The organism is Streptomyces sp. NPDC012769 (genome assembly GCF_042901205.1).
Classification (GTDB): Bacteria; Actinomycetota; Actinomycetes; order Streptomycetales; family Streptomycetaceae; genus Streptomyces.
On record NZ_JBIBCP010000001.1, the window covers coordinates 1,510,518 to 1,524,852 of the forward strand.

A 14,335-nucleotide genomic window follows, 5' to 3' on the forward strand; every position below is an offset into this window, starting at 1 on the left:
ACGATTCAGTTTTGGTGACTGCCTGTCAGGGAATTTTCTGTGCGCCGAACTACAGCTGATGCCAGCGGTGTTGATGCTGCGGCGGATTGCCACGGGGGCATGAGCGTCCCGCGTCGGCACGCCGCTGGCCCGGGGGGAGCAATGACCATGGAACGTACGGCTGTCGCCTTACGCGCACAGGACCCCATCTCGCAGGCGGGGGTGACGAGTCAGTTGCGCGCCCGGCCCGAGATCACCGTGACCGACTGGAGCGAGACCGCCGATCCGGCGCCCGAGGTCGTCGTGCTCGTGGTGGACAGCGTGGACGAGGACGTGCTGCGGCTGCTGCGGCACATCAGGCGCACGAGCACCGCGCGCACGGTGCTGGTGACGACGGACATCGACGAACAGAAGCTGGTGAGCGCGGCGGAGTGCGGGGTCGCCGGGGTGATCCGGCGCTCCGAGGCGACGCCGGAGCACCTGGTGCACGTCATCGGCACGGTGGCGAAGGGCGCCGGCCATCTGCCCTCCGACCTGGTGGGACGCCTGCTGGAGGAGGTCGGCCGGCTCCAGGGCCAGGTGCTCGGCCCGCGCGGGCTGCACTTCACGGGCCTCGCGGCGCGCGAGGTGGACGTGCTGCGGCTGGTGGCGGAGGGCTACGACACGGCGGACATCGCCGCGAAGCTCTCGTACTCCGAGCGCACCATCAAGAACGTGCTGCACGCGGTCATCACCCGGCTCCAGCTGCGCAACCGCTCGCACGCGGTGGCCTACGCCATGCGGCAGGGCCTGATCTGAGCCGTAGTACGAACCGCACAGAGCCGTAGCACGTACCGCACGGAGCCGTCGCAGGAACGCTCCGAGCCGTACGCGGAGGCGGCGGCTGCCCGTTCGGGCACACGTCGCTTCCCCGACGACGGACTCGGCGGACCAGACGGTACGGGGCGGATGCGGGATCCTCGGTCGGTCGGGCGCCACGAGGTCGAGGGGGTCGTGCGGTGGGCTGGTTCCAGTCGTCCGGGGGGACGGGCCGTCGGGCGCGGGGGCGAGCCGCCCTCGCCCTGCTCCTGCTCGCCGCCGGGGCCGTACCGGCGACAACGGCCGCCACGGCCGTCCCCGCCCCGGTGGAGCCGGTGACGCCCGCCGCCGTGTCCCGGGCCCTGGATCCCGGACAGTCGGTCGCCGTCGACAAGCGGGTCGTGACCCCGCCCGTACCGCCCCGGCCGGAGGTGGTGCTCCTCGTGGACGGCACCGGGAGCATGGACCCGGTCATCAGGGACGTACGCCGCGGGCTGCCGGACATCATCGCCAAGGTGCGCTCCGCGCAGTCGGATGCGCGCTTCGCGGTCGCCACCTTCGGCGACCAGCAGGTCGATCCGGGCGCCGGATTCCGCGTCACCGCCGGCCTCACGCAGGACGACGCCCGGTTGCGCGCCGGAGTCGACGCGCTCGGCACCTCGCTCGGCTACGGCAGCATGGGGCCCTCGGAGGACTGGATCAACGGCCTGTGGCAGATCGCGCACGGCGCCGACGGCCAGACGGTCTTCCGGGAGAACTCCAGCCCCGTCGTCGTCCTGGTCAGCGACGCGTCCAGTCACAATCCCAGCAACGGCCACACCATCGAGGACACGATCTTCGCCCTCCAGGACGCGAACGCCCGGGTCCTCGGTGTCGACGTGGACACCCGGGTGGGCGACGGTCTGGACGGCGACGGCTACGCCGGCAATCCCGACCAGATCGAGAACCCGCGGACCACCCCCGGCCAGGCCACCCGCATCATCGAGGCCACCGGCGGCCGGAAGCTGTCCGGGATCGACCCGGACCGGGTCGCCCAGGCCATCGTCGAGAGCCTCGGAAACCTGCCCACCCGGGTCGGCCACCGTCTGCACGCCTGCGATCCCGGCCTCACCGTGACCCTCGACCCGCCCGTCCGCGACGTCGTCAGCGGCGAGACCGCCGCCTTCGCCGAGACGATCACCGTCGCACCGGACGCGCCACAGGGCGCGACCCTCACCTGCACCGTGGAGTTCCTGCTCGGCACCCGGGCACCGGACAGCGCCGCGGTCGGGCCGGCCGCGACCGCCGACCCGGGGTACGAGCAGAAGATCTCGATCACGGTCAACGACGTGTCCGCGCCGGTCGTCACCGTCGACGACCGCACGGTGCGCGCCCGTGACGACGCCGGGACCCGGATCGACTACACCGTGACCGCCGAGGACGCCAACGACGGTCCCCTGACGGCCACGTGCACGCCCGCGTCCGGCTCCGTCTTCCCCGTCGGCACGACCACGGTCACCTGCACCGCCACCGACACGGCCGGGAACACCGGTACGGACACGGCGGTCTTCCGGGTCCTGCCGCCGCCGGTGCCGCCCTCCGCCGACGTGGCCGTGTCCGTGTCCCTCTCCCCCGCCCGTACGTACACGGGCCGGGCGGTCACCGCCCACTACACCCTCACCAACGCGGGCCCGGACACCGCGCAGGCCGTCCTCGCCGATGCGACCTGGCCCTCCGGACCCGGCCGGGCCCTCTCCCGTACCGACCGCTGCACCGCCGCCGCGCCGTGCCGCATCCCGCCCGGCGGCCGGGTGGTGGTGACCCAGACGGCCACGTACCCGCAGGCCGTGTCCGGCATGGTCCGGGTGAGCGTACGCGGCTTCCCGGCCGACCCCGAGCCGGGCGACAACACGGCCACGGCGCCGCTGCGGGTGCTCCAGCCCCGCCTGGAGGTGACGCCCCAGGTGGTGCGGCCGGGCGAGCCCGTGATCGTGCGGGGCACGGACTTCCCGCCGGGTGAACGGGTGCGCCTCGTCTGGTCCGCGGGCCTCACCGCCGACAGCGCCCCGCTCGCGGCGGGCCGGGACGGCCGCTTCGAGGCGCAGGTGCTCGTCCTGCGCAAGGACCGGCTCGGCCCGCGCATGCTGCGGGCGGAGGTCGCGCGTCTCGAACGCCTGGAGCAGCCCGTCCTCGTCGTCCAACGCGCGCTGCAGCCGCCGGACTTCGCGGGGCGGGGGTGACGGGCCGGTGATTCACGAGGTCGACGACGTGCTGCGCGCCCTCATCCGCGCCGAGGTCCTGGAGGGCGGTCAGGTGGCGGTGGTCTTCGACGCGCCCACGCGCGAGTGGGCGGCGAAGGTCAACGCGCCCATGGTGAACCTGTATCTGTACGACATCCGCGAGGACATGCGGCGCCGCGAGCGGGGTCTGCACAACGAGTACGACGAGCGGGGTGTCGTGGTGGCCCGCCGGCGGCCGCCGCGCTACTTCAAGCTGTCGTATCTGATCACGGCCTGGACCAAGCGCCCCGAGGACGAACACCGCCTTCTCTCCTCGCTGCTGGCGTGTCTGCTGCGGTACGAGGCGCTGCCGCCGGCCCGGCTCACCGGGAGCCTGGCGGAGATCGGCGCGGCCGTGCCGATGTCGATCGCGCTGCCGCCACCCGAGGACCGGTCGTTCGCGGACGTGTGGAGCGCGCTGGGCGGCGAGCTGAAGCCGTCGCTCGATCTGGTGGTGAGCGTGCCGGTGACGGCGTCGCCGCGCTATGCGGCGGGGCCGCCGGTGGGCGAGGAGGGCCTGGAGGTCCGTCTGGGCGAGGGAGCCTCGTGAGCGCTGTGAGTCCCTCTGGCGCCGAACTCCTCGCTCTGGCACGGGAGATGGAGGTGCGGGTTCGGCGCGCGGTGGAGGCGCGGCGGGCGGTGGATCCGGATCCGGACGACGCCTTCCGGGGCCTGTATCTGACGGAGGAGGCGGTGGAACGTCTCCTTGAGGCGCCGCGCGCCTTTCCGCGGCCTGAACCGGCGGCCCGGGCGGCGCCCGGCTCGCGGCTGTGGTCGCTGGCGGAGGACTTCGGCCTTTCGGCGCTGGACGTCGACATCCTGCTGATCGCGCTGCTGCCCGATCTGGACGACCGTTTCGAGGCGTTCTACGGCTATCTCAACGACGACGTGACCCGGCGCAGGCCGTCCATCGGCCTGGCGCTCGGGCTGTGCGGGGTGGCGCACGCGGACCGGGACGCCAGGGCGCGGCTCGGCGAGCGGGCGCCGCTGCGGGCGGGTGGTCTGCTGCTTGTCGAGGACCGGGAGCGGCCGTTCCTGGGGCGGGCGCTGCGGGTGCCGGACCGGGTGACGGCGTATCTGCTGGGCGACGACACCCCGGACCCCCGGCTCGTGGACGTACGGGCGCCGTGGGAGCCGGTCCCGGGGGTGGGTGATCCGGCGCCGCTGGCCCGGTTCCTGTCCTCCGGCGGCGGTGGGCTCGTCTACCTCCAGGAGGACCAGGGCGGTGCGGGTACGGCGCTGGCGGCGTCGGCCCTGGTGGCGTCGGGGCGGGCGGTCCTCGGTGTCGACCTGGCGCGGCTCGCCGAGGATCCGGCGCCGGCGGAGGCGGTACGGTGCCTGCTGCGCGAGGCCCGCCTGACGGGCGCCGGCCTGGTGTGCGCGCCCGTCGACGCGGTGGCCCGGGAGCGGCCCGGGCTGCTGCGAGCGGTCACGGACCTGCCGGTGCCGGTGGCGCTGGTGGGCCGGGTGCCGTGGGACGCGGCCTGGTCGGTGGCGCCGCCGCTGCTGGTGCGGGCGCCAAGGGTGGGGCCGCAGGCGCGGGCGGAGCTGTGGCGCCGTAGCGCGGACGTGGCGATGTCCCTCGACATTCCCTCCCTGCTGTCGCCGTTCCTCCTCACCCCGGAGCAGATCGTGGGGGCGGCGCGGGCAGCGGTGCAGTCGGCGCGCCTGGAGGCCGGTCCGGTCACCCCGGAGCACGTACGGCAGGGCGCCCGCGCCCAGAACGCGGCCGGCCTGGACCGACTGGCCCGCCGCATCGAGCCCGCGGTGGGCTGGGACGACCTGGTCCTGCCTCCCGACACCGAGGCGCAGCTCCGCGAACTGACCGCTCGCGCCCGGCACCGCGACCACGTCCTGGGCACCTGGTCGATGCGGCCGGGCGGCGGCCGGGGCCGGGGCGTGGCGGCGCTCTTCGCCGGCGACTCCGGCACCGGCAAGACGATGTCGGCGGAGGTCATCGCGGCGGATCTGGGCCTGGACCTGTACACGGTGGACCTGGCGACGGTCATCGACAAGTACGTCGGGGAGACCGAGAAGAACCTGGAGCGCATCTTCACGGAGGCGGCGGGCGTCAACGGCGTCCTCCTCTTCGACGAGGCGGACGCCGTCTTCGGCAAACGCTCGGACGTGAAGGACGCGCACGACCGCTACGCGAACGTCGAGTCGGCGTATCTCCTGCAGCGGATGGAGTCCTTCGACGGCCTGGCCATCCTGGCCACCAACCTCCGCGCCAACCTGGACGACGCCTTCACCCGCCGCCTCGACCTGGTCGTCGACTTCCCCGTCCCCGACCCCACCCACCGCCTCCTCCTCTGGGACCGCACCCTCGGCCCCCACCTCCCCCGCGCCACCGACCTGGACCTCCCCTTCTGCGCGGAAGCCTTCGAACTCTCCGGCGGCAACATCCGCTCGATCGCGGTGACGGCGGCCTACCTGGCAGCGGAGGCGGGGGGCGCCTTGACCATGCGCATGCTGATCCACGCGGTCCAGCGGGAATACCAGAAGCTGGGGCGGCTGACCCTGGCGTCGGAGTTCGGACGGTACGCGGAGCTACTCGTCTGATCCCTCGACCACGCGCGCCGCGGTCGTGACCGACGAACGCCGACGGCTACTCGCTCGTCACGTCGCCGCGGTGACGACATCTCCGTTGGGCAGGCGCACCTCCACGATGTGCCCCAGCAGGTCGGCATAGGAGGCGAAGACCGGCGTCAGCGACTCCCGCAGGGGCCGGTCCTCCGCCTCGTCGTCGTACATGTCCTCCAACGCGAACTCGAAGATCCTCCGGTCCTCCGGATTTTCCAGGTCGATCGCCAGGCAGGACCGGTCGCTGGCGAACCACTGTCCGAACAGATAGACGCGCGCGTGCCCGAGGAGCAGGTCTCGGATCTCCTCATTGATGTATCCCGGACTGATCTCGTAATACTCCTGGCCCGGCGTTTCCCTCGGTGAGCCGTCGAAACGAAAAGCATCGATCCGCAGGAGCGAGTAGGGCGCGATGGTGGCAAGGGTCGCTCGTGACTCCCGGAACCATGCGGGCAGCTCGACCTGGTCGACCGCCTCATAGTGATCCAGGAGAACATCGTCCTCCCGGGCGAACCGCAAGGAAGGAAAGCGGCCGATGAAGTGCCGAAAGGCTTCCTTGTCCTCCTCGGGCACGCTGGAGTTCTCGACCCAGGAAGCGGCTGCTGCCGCGTCTCCGATTTCACGATACCGATTCTCGTCGAAATCAGTCATTGCACTCCCATCAGATGAATTGAGTGAACATCGCATTTATCGCGGCAATGTGCGCCTGTTGACCGGCGGCGGTCACGGGTTTGTGGTTCTTGTCCTTGCACCGCGGGTGGATGTCCGGTGACATGCCCGTGCTCCCGTCCCATACCCATTCCAGGGCGACCTTGTAGGCCGCCTGTGCCGCACCCTGGGGTGTACTCGCACTCTTGAAGGCGTCCCCCAGAGCACGGTGGAACCTGCCCCGGCCCACCACCTGCTGATGGGTCTTGTCGACCGTCGGGTAATAGACCGCGCCCACATGCCCCTGGGGTATCGAGTACTGACGGGACGAGCCGTCCGGCTGGATCTCGGTGACACGCTTCGGCGGGATCTTTCCGGGTTCGTACACGATCTGCTGGGTGGGACTGCGCATCCCGTCCTGAAGGTCGATCCACTTCTGACCGTTCTGTGCGAGGTTCGCGGCCGCCTGCCGATGAACGACCGCGATGATGTGCTCACAGGGCAACCATTCGTGGGTTCCGTTCAGAACAGAGCGGAATCTTTCCTTGACCCAGTTCCTGGTCGGCGTGTCCTTCCAGGCGCGCTCGAAAGCGGCCAGGTCGACCGTATAGGCCACTCCGTCCTTCTGATACTGCAACGGACTGGTGGCGGCCATGCTCTCCAGGAACGTGAGAATCGTGTGCTGACTTATCGCGGCGCGCACCGCCTCCTCGTCGGTCGGCGGAGCGGTCGCCGCGCCGACCGGGGTCGCGGGGTTGATTCCGCCGACGAATTCGACGGTGTCCCCCTTGCTCCGCGCCTCCACCTTCGAGACACCGGTTTCGGCGGCAATGCGCGCGCCCAGATCGGAGAGTGAGGACGGCGTACCTCCCGTAGCCCTGGGAAGCCTCAGCGTGCCGCTGCGCTTGTCGTAGTGGGCGTCCTTGTGGGCCGCGAGCAGTGCCTTGGTCACCTGCCGGGGATCGCCGCCGGACTGATGAATCACCTGGCCGGAACGCACACGGGCGAGCTCGGCGTTGAACTCCGGCGGAGTGTCGACCAGCTTGAACATGCCACCGGACGCCAACCGCTTCGGGACCTCCACGTCGGTGCTTTTTCCGGGGTATCCGGCCTCCTCCTTCCCGTCCCGCCGCCTCTTCAGCCTCTGCCAGAGCGCCCGGCCCTTCTTCGCGATGAAGTCGACGATCTTGTCGATCGCGCGGTTGACCGGGCGGGAGACAGCCTGGAAGACGGAGCGGACCTTGTTCGCCAGGTTGCCGATGCCCAGGAGGGCGGCCAGGAAGCCGATGAGGAGGGGGATGCTCGCGGCGAGGGCGGATTCGATCATCTTCGGGACGCCGGCCGCGCCGCCGTTGGCGATGGCGATGACCGCGTCGAGGACCGCGTTGACGAAGTCGGCTATCTGGGCGCCCTGGGTCACGACGAAGGTGACGATGTCGATGATGCCCTTGACCGCGCGGACGAAGGCGGACGCGGGGTTGAGGAGGGAGACGATCCAGGTGATGCCGGCGATGATGACCGTGGGGACCAGGTACTCGGTCAGTTTGGACAGGATCGTGGACTTCAGGTCGCCCGCTTCCGCCTGGATCTCCTTCACCGCGCCCGCCGGGCCCTCGCGGGCGAGGGACTGGGCGACGGGGACGGTGGATTCCACGGCGGACATGGCCTCGTCGGGGACGCCCTTGCGGGTGATGCGGGCGCGGATGTTGTCCCAGGTGAGGCCCAGGAGGGAGGCGATCAGGGTGATGATGCCGCGCAGGTCGAAGCGCTGTGGGAGTTCCAGGCCGGCCTTGACCGAGGTGCCCAGGAGCCAGGAGACCAGGCCCTTCTTCAGGTGCTCGCCGATGTTCGAGACGAAGAGCTGAAGGCCGGCGCCGACCGCGCGGACCAGGTTGCCCAGGAAGCCGATCGGGTCCTTGATGATCTTCATGATGGCCGAGGCGGCCTTCGCGAGGATGCCGAGCAGCAGGTTCTTCAGCTCGTTGATCGTCTTGATGACACCGACGATCGCGTCCTTCGCCTTGTCGATGAGCCCCTTGTTGGCCTCCTGGAGCTTCTTGATCTCCTCGTCGACCGCGTTGAGCGCCTGCGTGTACTTCTGCGCCAGGTCCTGGACCAGCTGCTCCGACTTCTCGTCGACCGTCGCTTCCAGGTCCTCGAACCTGCCCGCGAAGTCCTTCGCCGCCTCCTCCCCGAACTGCCGCAGCTCGGCGGGGAGTTTGTCGACCTCCGCCTTCAGCTCCGCGCGCCCCTGGGCGATCCTCGCCTTCGCCCGCCCCAGCTCCGCGCCGATCAGGTCGGCCACCGACGAGATGACCGTCCGCATCCGGGCCACGTACAGTTTGCGCGACTCCTGATAGAGGTCGTTCGCCTCCTGCGGCAGGCCGGCGAACTTGTCCTTCACCCAGCGCGCCTTGCCCATGAGGCCCGAGTAGCGCTTGTCCTTGTACTTCTTCATCCGCGCCTTGTGGTCCGCCGTGAAGGCGTCCCGCGCGGACTTCTCCCCCGTCGTGAAGGCGGTGTCGACCTTCTTGTCGAGGCCCTCCAGCGTCGCCTCGACGTCCTTCTTCGTCGTGTCGAAGACCTTCTGGAGCTTCGCCGTGACCTCGGCGCGCTTCCGCTCGTCCTTCGACTTCGTCTCGCCCTTGCCGCCGTCCACGGACGTGCCGGCCGCCGCCCTCGTGGCGGTGAGGGTGTTCATGGCCTGCGCCCCCGCCGCGGCCGCGCCCGCCTTCGCCGCCGACAGCTGCTCGCCCTCGGCCGTCCGGGCCTGCCCCGGGGCCTTCGCCGAGTCCGTCTCCGCCGTCTTCTTCGCCTTCAGCGCCGCGTCGAACTCCGGTTCGTTGCCCTTGGCGAGCTGCTCCTCCGTGACCTCGGCGTCGGCGAGCGCCTTGTCGTTCTCCGCGGGCCCTTCGGAGAAGTCGGTGACCGCGGCCGGCTGCTTCTCCGGGACCGCGTCGGCGGCGCTCGGCGCGCCCGGGTTGCCCGGCGGACGGTCGGGGGCCATCGGGGTGACCGGCTTGTCCTTGGCCGCCGAGGTGTCGGGCGGGGCCTTGGTGGTGGTCGCGATGTCCTTGGCGGAGGTGTCCTTGCCGTCCGTGACCTTGCCGTCAATCTCCTCCTTCACCTTGTCGGCCTTGCCGGACCTGGCGAACTTGTCGGCCTCGTCGAGGTTCTTCGGCGCCTGCGCCTCGATCGCCTTGTCGACGGCGGCGATGAACGCCGCCTTGTCGAAGTCGCCCGGCTTCGCCGCGTTCATCTTCTCCGCGTTGGCGGCCTTCCCCTGCGCCTCCTTGTCGTCGGGCGGCGCCACCGCCGCGTCCTGCGCGGCCTTCGACTCGGCCGCGGCCGGCGGATGGGCGGCCATGGTCCGCTTCTTGGCGGCCACGTCCGCGCCGACCCGGCGGAATCCCGGGGCCGCCGAAGGCGGCGTCTTCACGGGGGCGGTGTAGCGCTGGGCGACCAGCCGGGCCACGGCCGCGTTGCCGGCCGCGCCCTGGAGGCGCTGCACACTGTGCGGCGACAACCCACCCGTACGGGAGGGGGAGGAGGCAGCGGAGGCGGGCGTGGCCTGCGCGGTGTGGCGGCCCGTGGACGACGGCTTCTTCTCCTGGACCCTCGGGGCCTCCGGGACCTCCTTCATCCGTCCCCTCCCGGTAGCCGTGGCCGCACGGCCAGCCTGACCGCCGTCCGGCGTCCGCACCGAGAGCGCCGAGGGCTCGGATGACCCCCGACCGCCCTGCCCCATAGGGCAGTTCACGCTGCCCAGGCGGGCGGCCGATCATCCGTTCCGGGTGATCGTCGCCCTGGCGAGAATGGCCCGGTTCCCCGGTCGAGGAGTGACGTCGAGGAGAGAGAGCACCGTATGCCGTCGTATCTGTCCCCGGGCGTCTACGTCGAAGAGGTCGAGTCCGGCTCCCGGCCGATCGAAGGAGTGGGCACCTCGGTCGCCGCCTTCGTCGGCTTCGCCGAGAAGGGGCCCTTCGACGAGCCGACCCTGATCACGAACTGGAGCCAGTTCGTGAGCCGCTTCGGCGACTTCGTCGAGGGGACGTACCTCGCCGCCTCGGTGTACGGCTTCTTCGCCAACGGGGGCGGGGTCTGTTACGTCGTACGCATCGACGACGGCACCGGCGTCGACGACGGCACCGGCGCCGAGGGCCCCGCACACCAGGAGACGGCGACCGGTCCCGCTCCCGCACCCGTCGCCATCGGCGCGTACTCCGTCGTCGCCCGCCCCGGTGTCACCGGCACGATCACCGTCGAGGTCACGGACGTCGAGGGCGACGACCCGCCCTCCGACGCCTTCCGGCTGATCGTCCGGCAGAACGGCAAGACGGTCGAGACGTACCCCTCCGTCACCACCAAGCGCAGCAAGGAGAACGTCACCACCCGCGTCAACGCCGCCTCCGCCCTCATCGAGATCACCGAGACCGGCACCGGCGCCGCACCCGCCCGTCCCCCGGCGCAGACCGTCACCCTCGCCCCCGCCCTGCCCGCCCCGGCGTCGAGCGGCGCGCCGCTCACGCCCGAGGTGTACGTCGGCGACGCCGACCGCCGCTCCGGGCTCGGCGGCCTGGAGGCGGTCGAGGAGGTCACCACCGTGGCCGTGCCGGACCTGATGAGCGCGTACGAGCGCGGGCTGCTCGACCTCGACGGGGTGATCGCCGTCCAGCAGGGCCTGATCGCGCACTGCGAGCTGATGGGCGACCGGGTCGCGGTGCTCGATCCGCCGCCCGGCCTCAGCCCGCAGGAGGTCGGTGTCTGGCGCTCCGAGCGGGCGGGGTACGACTCCAAGTACGCGACGCTGTACTACCCGTGGATCGGGGTCGCCGACCCGTCCTCCGGCCGGATCTCCCTGGTGCCGCCCAGCGGTCATGTCGCGGGCATCTGGGCCCGCAACGACGACCAACGCGGGGTGCACAAGGCGCCGGCGAACGAGGTCGTGCGCGGCGCGGTCGCCCTCCAGACGCAGCTGACCAAGGGCGAGCACGACCGGCTCAACCCGATCGGGGTCAACTGCATCCGGGCGTTCCCCGGCCGCGGGATCCGGGTGTGGGGGGCGCGTACCCTGGCGTCCGACCCGGCCTGGCGCTACCTCAACGTACGGCGGCTGTTCAACTACCTGGAGGAGTCGATCCTCGCCGGCACCCAGTGGGTGGTGTTCGAGCCGAACGACGATGCCCTGTGGGCGCGGATCCGCCGCACCGTCGCCGCCTTCCTCGTCAACGAGTGGCGCAGGGGCGCGCTGTTCGGGCTCACTCCCGACGAGGCGTTCTACGTGAAGTGCGACCGCGAGACCAACCCCCCGGAGAGCGTCGACTCGGGCCATGTGGTCTGCGAGATCGGTGTCGCGCCGGTCCGGCCGGCCGAGTTCGTGGTGTTCCGCCTGTCCCAGCTGGCCAGCGGCTCCGGTGCCGTCGACGAGTGAGGAGTCCCTCGTGCCCCTTCCCGATCTGGACAGTTCCGTCGGACATTCCTTCGGCCTGGAGTTCGACAGCGTCATCATCCGGCAGATCACCGAGGTCAGCGGCCTGAAGATGGAGCAGGACGTCATCGAGCTCAAGCAGAACACCGCGGACGGCAAGTACGCCATCAAGAAGCTGCCCGGCCGCCCGAAGGCCGGCGAGGTCACGGTGACGCGCGGTCTCACCGAGGACAACAGCTTCGAGAGGTGGATCAAGGACTCGCGGTTCGGCCGGATGGGCGACGCCCGCCGCAACGGGGCCATCATCGTCTACGACTACGAGGGCCTGCCGATCAAGCGCTACAAGCTGATCAACGCGTGGCCCAAGTCCCTGGAGATCGGCACCCTCAAGGCCGGCGACACCTCCGTCCTCACGGAGAAACTCGTGATCACCTACGAGAGCATGGAAGTCGACTGATGCGGCGCACGGCGGCGGCCGCGCCGCCGCACGCGGACGACGGGGCCGGGGCGGGCCTGCGGACCGAGTTCCCCTTCACGCTCCCCCGCGGTTACGTCGACGAGCACGGCACCGTCCACCGCGACGGCGTCATGCGGCTCGCGACCGCCCGCGACGAGCTGGTGCCGCTGCGGGACGACCGGGTCAGGGAGAACGCCGCGTATCTGTCGGTGGTCCTCATCTCCCGCGTCGTCACCAGGATCGGCACGGTCGACGACATCCACCCCGGGGTCATCGAGGACCTGTTCGCCTCCGACCTGGCCTTCCTTCAGGACTTCTACCGGCGCGTCAACGCCGAGGGCCACACGCGGGCCGCCGTCACCTGTCCGTCCTGCCGGGAGGAGTTCGCGGTGGACCTCGCCGGTGGCCGCCTGGGGGAATCGTGACGTACGCGGCCGAGCAGCTGTACGAGGAGGTCGCGTACCTCGCCTATCACTTCCACTGGCCACTGGATCAGCTCCTCGATCTGGAGCACGCGGAACGTCAGAGGTTCGTCGCCCACGCGGCCCGCCTCGACGGCGGATGACGGACGGGCGATGACGGACGGGGAGGGAGCGGGACCATGGGACTGCTGTCCTGGCTGCGGGGCGGGCGGGGCGCGGAGCGCACGGTCGGGCCTCCGGCGACGCCACCGTCGCCCGACCAGCGCTTCGACCTCGTCGAACTTCCCCCGCTCCAGCGGACCTTGAGCGCGCCGACGCTCGTCACCGACCCGGCCGCCTTCGAACGCGGACTTCCCACCCGCCGTCCGACCGCCCTGTCCCGCCCGCTGGGCCACCTGGTCAGCGCCGAGGCGCCGAGCGGGCTCGTGGCGGGCGTGACGACGCCGGTCCAGCGGTCGCTGATCGAGTTCCCGGTACGGGCGCCCCAACCGGTGCTCGGTCCGTCCGGAGCCCCGGAGGCGAGCGGGAGCCCTCGGGGCGCCGCGCCCACGACCGGTAAGCCGACTCCGCCCCCGACCCCGGCTCCGGCCCCGGCGGCTCCCGTGAGTTCCCCGGCCCTTGGACCCGCACAAAGGACCTCCGACGCCCCCGTACCGGCCCAAGCGCCGCAACCGCCGGAGCCGCCGGAGCCGTCCCTCCCCTCGGACCCGCCGCCCGCGCGGGACCAGGCGGTCGACTCCGGTGCCGAGCCCTCCGTACGTCCACTCGTCGGCGAACAGCCGCTCCTGGACGTACCGTCGGAGGACCCCGGTCCCGCCCCCGAGCCCCTGCCGCCCGCCCAGCGGTCCCTGCCACCCACCCGGACCGCTCCATCGACACCGACGCCCGCGCCCCGGCCTCGTGTGCCCGGCCTCGGCGCGCCGCTCCCGGCGCTCCCGCCGACGGCTCAGCGCGCGGCCACGGCCGCCTCGCCCACCTCTCCCGCTCCCTCTCCCGTTCCCGCACCCGCTCCCGTACGTCCGGAGCCCGGGCTGCCGGCCGCACCGCCCCCGGTTCCCACCGCCGCCCCCGAGCCTGTGGCGCCGCTGCTCGCCGACCGCCCGCTGGTCCTCCGTACCGTGAGCGCCGAGGCCGGTCCGGTGGTCGCCTCGCCGGCCGCAGCACCTGCCGAGGCGACCGTGCCCGTACGCTGGGAGCCGGCCGCCGGGCAGCGGAACGGGGCCCCCGCCCCCGTGCAACGGGCCGTCGTCGAGCGGACGGTGGACCGGCCTGCGCCCCCACCCCCACCGGCCCCCGTCCTGCCTGCCCCGGCCCCGCTTCCCCGGTCCGCGCCCCGCGACGCCGGAGAGGTGGCCGTCACCGCCGGCATCGCCCAGCGCATGGCCGACGGGAGCGTGGTGTTCGCGCCCCCGCCGAGCCGGCGGACCGCGCCGCCCACGGCCCCACCCGCCCCGGCGCCCTTCGTCCAGCGCGAGGTGGCCACCGAGGAGCCCCCGCCCCCACCACCGGACGCCGCCGCCCCGGAGCCCGCGCCCGAACTCGTATCCGAGCCGGACCCGGCCGCCGCCACCGCCACCGCCACAGAGGCCGCCACCACGACCCCCGGCTCAGCACCCGCCGCCACACCTCCCGTCACCGACGAGTTCGTCCGCGCCCTCTATCCCCCGCTCGCCCGGCTCCTCAAGGCCGATCTGCGCCTGGAGCGCGAGCGGGCCAGCCGGCTCATCAGCACCCGGTTCTGACGGTTCCGACGGTTCACCGA

At 71.8% G+C, this 14,335-nt stretch carries 10 protein-coding genes and 1 pseudogene; 9 read left to right on the forward strand and 2 right to left on the reverse strand.

Annotated features, from left to right (window positions below):
- The first annotated feature begins 147 nt into the window (after window positions 1-147).
- The 4 genes and pseudogenes from ACFY7C_RS06775 to ACFY7C_RS06790 all read left to right on the forward strand — a co-directional run bounded on the left by ACFY7C_RS06775 (window position 148) and on the right by ACFY7C_RS06790 (window position 5,597).
- Window positions 148-777 carry a response regulator transcription factor gene (locus ACFY7C_RS06775; protein ID WP_389644764.1) on the forward strand — a complete coding sequence of 210 codons (630 nt, stop codon included), beginning with the start codon at window positions 148-150 and terminating at the stop codon, window positions 775-777.
- A gap of 200 nt (window positions 778-977) precedes the next feature.
- Window positions 978-2,996: an HYR domain-containing protein gene (locus ACFY7C_RS06780; RefSeq protein WP_389644767.1), complete on the forward strand. Its 2,019-nt coding sequence runs from the start codon at window positions 978-980 to the stop codon at window positions 2,994-2,996.
- Window positions 2,997-3,003: 7 nt separating this feature from the next.
- A pseudogene (locus tag ACFY7C_RS06785) lies at window positions 3,004-3,573 on the forward strand (DUF4255 domain-containing protein); the annotation flags it as partial.
- A 59-nt stretch (window positions 3,574-3,632) separates the two neighbouring features.
- The gene (locus ACFY7C_RS06790) at window positions 3,633-5,597 is read left to right on the forward strand and encodes an ATP-binding protein (RefSeq protein WP_389646033.1); all 1,965 of its coding nucleotides are present in this window, start codon (window positions 3,633-3,635) and stop codon (window positions 5,595-5,597) included.
- 57 nt (window positions 5,598-5,654) lie between these two features.
- Here ACFY7C_RS06790 and ACFY7C_RS06795 read toward each other — a convergent pair whose 3' ends face one another.
- The gene (locus ACFY7C_RS06795) at window positions 5,655-6,269 is read right to left on the reverse strand and encodes a hypothetical protein (RefSeq protein WP_389644770.1); all 615 of its coding nucleotides are present in this window, start codon (window positions 6,267-6,269) and stop codon (window positions 5,655-5,657) included.
- 10 nt (window positions 6,270-6,279) lie between these two features.
- Entirely contained in the window at window positions 6,280-9,909 is a 3,630-nt protein-coding gene (locus tag ACFY7C_RS06800; RefSeq protein WP_389644773.1) for a hypothetical protein, read from the reverse strand.
- 222 nt (window positions 9,910-10,131) lie between these two features.
- Here ACFY7C_RS06800 and ACFY7C_RS06805 point away from each other — a divergent pair, with 222 nt between their 5' ends.
- The 5 genes from ACFY7C_RS06805 to ACFY7C_RS06825 are packed head-to-tail and all read left to right on the forward strand — an operon-like array spanning window position 10,132 to window position 14,315.
- Window positions 10,132-11,697 carry a phage tail sheath subtilisin-like domain-containing protein gene (locus tag ACFY7C_RS06805; protein ID WP_389644776.1) on the forward strand — a complete coding sequence of 522 codons (1,566 nt, stop codon included), beginning with the start codon at window positions 10,132-10,134 and terminating at the stop codon, window positions 11,695-11,697.
- A gap of 10 nt (window positions 11,698-11,707) precedes the next feature.
- Entirely contained in the window at window positions 11,708-12,151 is a 444-nt protein-coding gene (locus ACFY7C_RS06810) for a phage tail protein (protein ID WP_352079775.1), read from the forward strand.
- Window positions 12,151-12,576, forward strand: a complete 426-nt coding sequence (locus tag ACFY7C_RS06815) for a hypothetical protein (protein ID WP_389644779.1) — start codon at window positions 12,151-12,153, stop codon at window positions 12,574-12,576. The genes ACFY7C_RS06810 and ACFY7C_RS06815 overlap by 1 nt, the downstream gene beginning before the upstream one ends.
- Complete coding sequence (locus ACFY7C_RS06820) at window positions 12,573-12,716, forward strand: DUF6760 family protein (protein WP_389644781.1); 144 nt, start codon at window positions 12,573-12,575, stop codon at window positions 12,714-12,716. The genes ACFY7C_RS06815 and ACFY7C_RS06820 overlap by 4 nt, the downstream gene beginning before the upstream one ends.
- 36 nt (window positions 12,717-12,752) lie before the next feature.
- The gene (locus ACFY7C_RS06825) at window positions 12,753-14,315 is read left to right on the forward strand and encodes a hypothetical protein (protein WP_389644784.1); all 1,563 of its coding nucleotides are present in this window, start codon (window positions 12,753-12,755) and stop codon (window positions 14,313-14,315) included.
- Window positions 14,316-14,335: the final 20 nt, after the last annotated feature.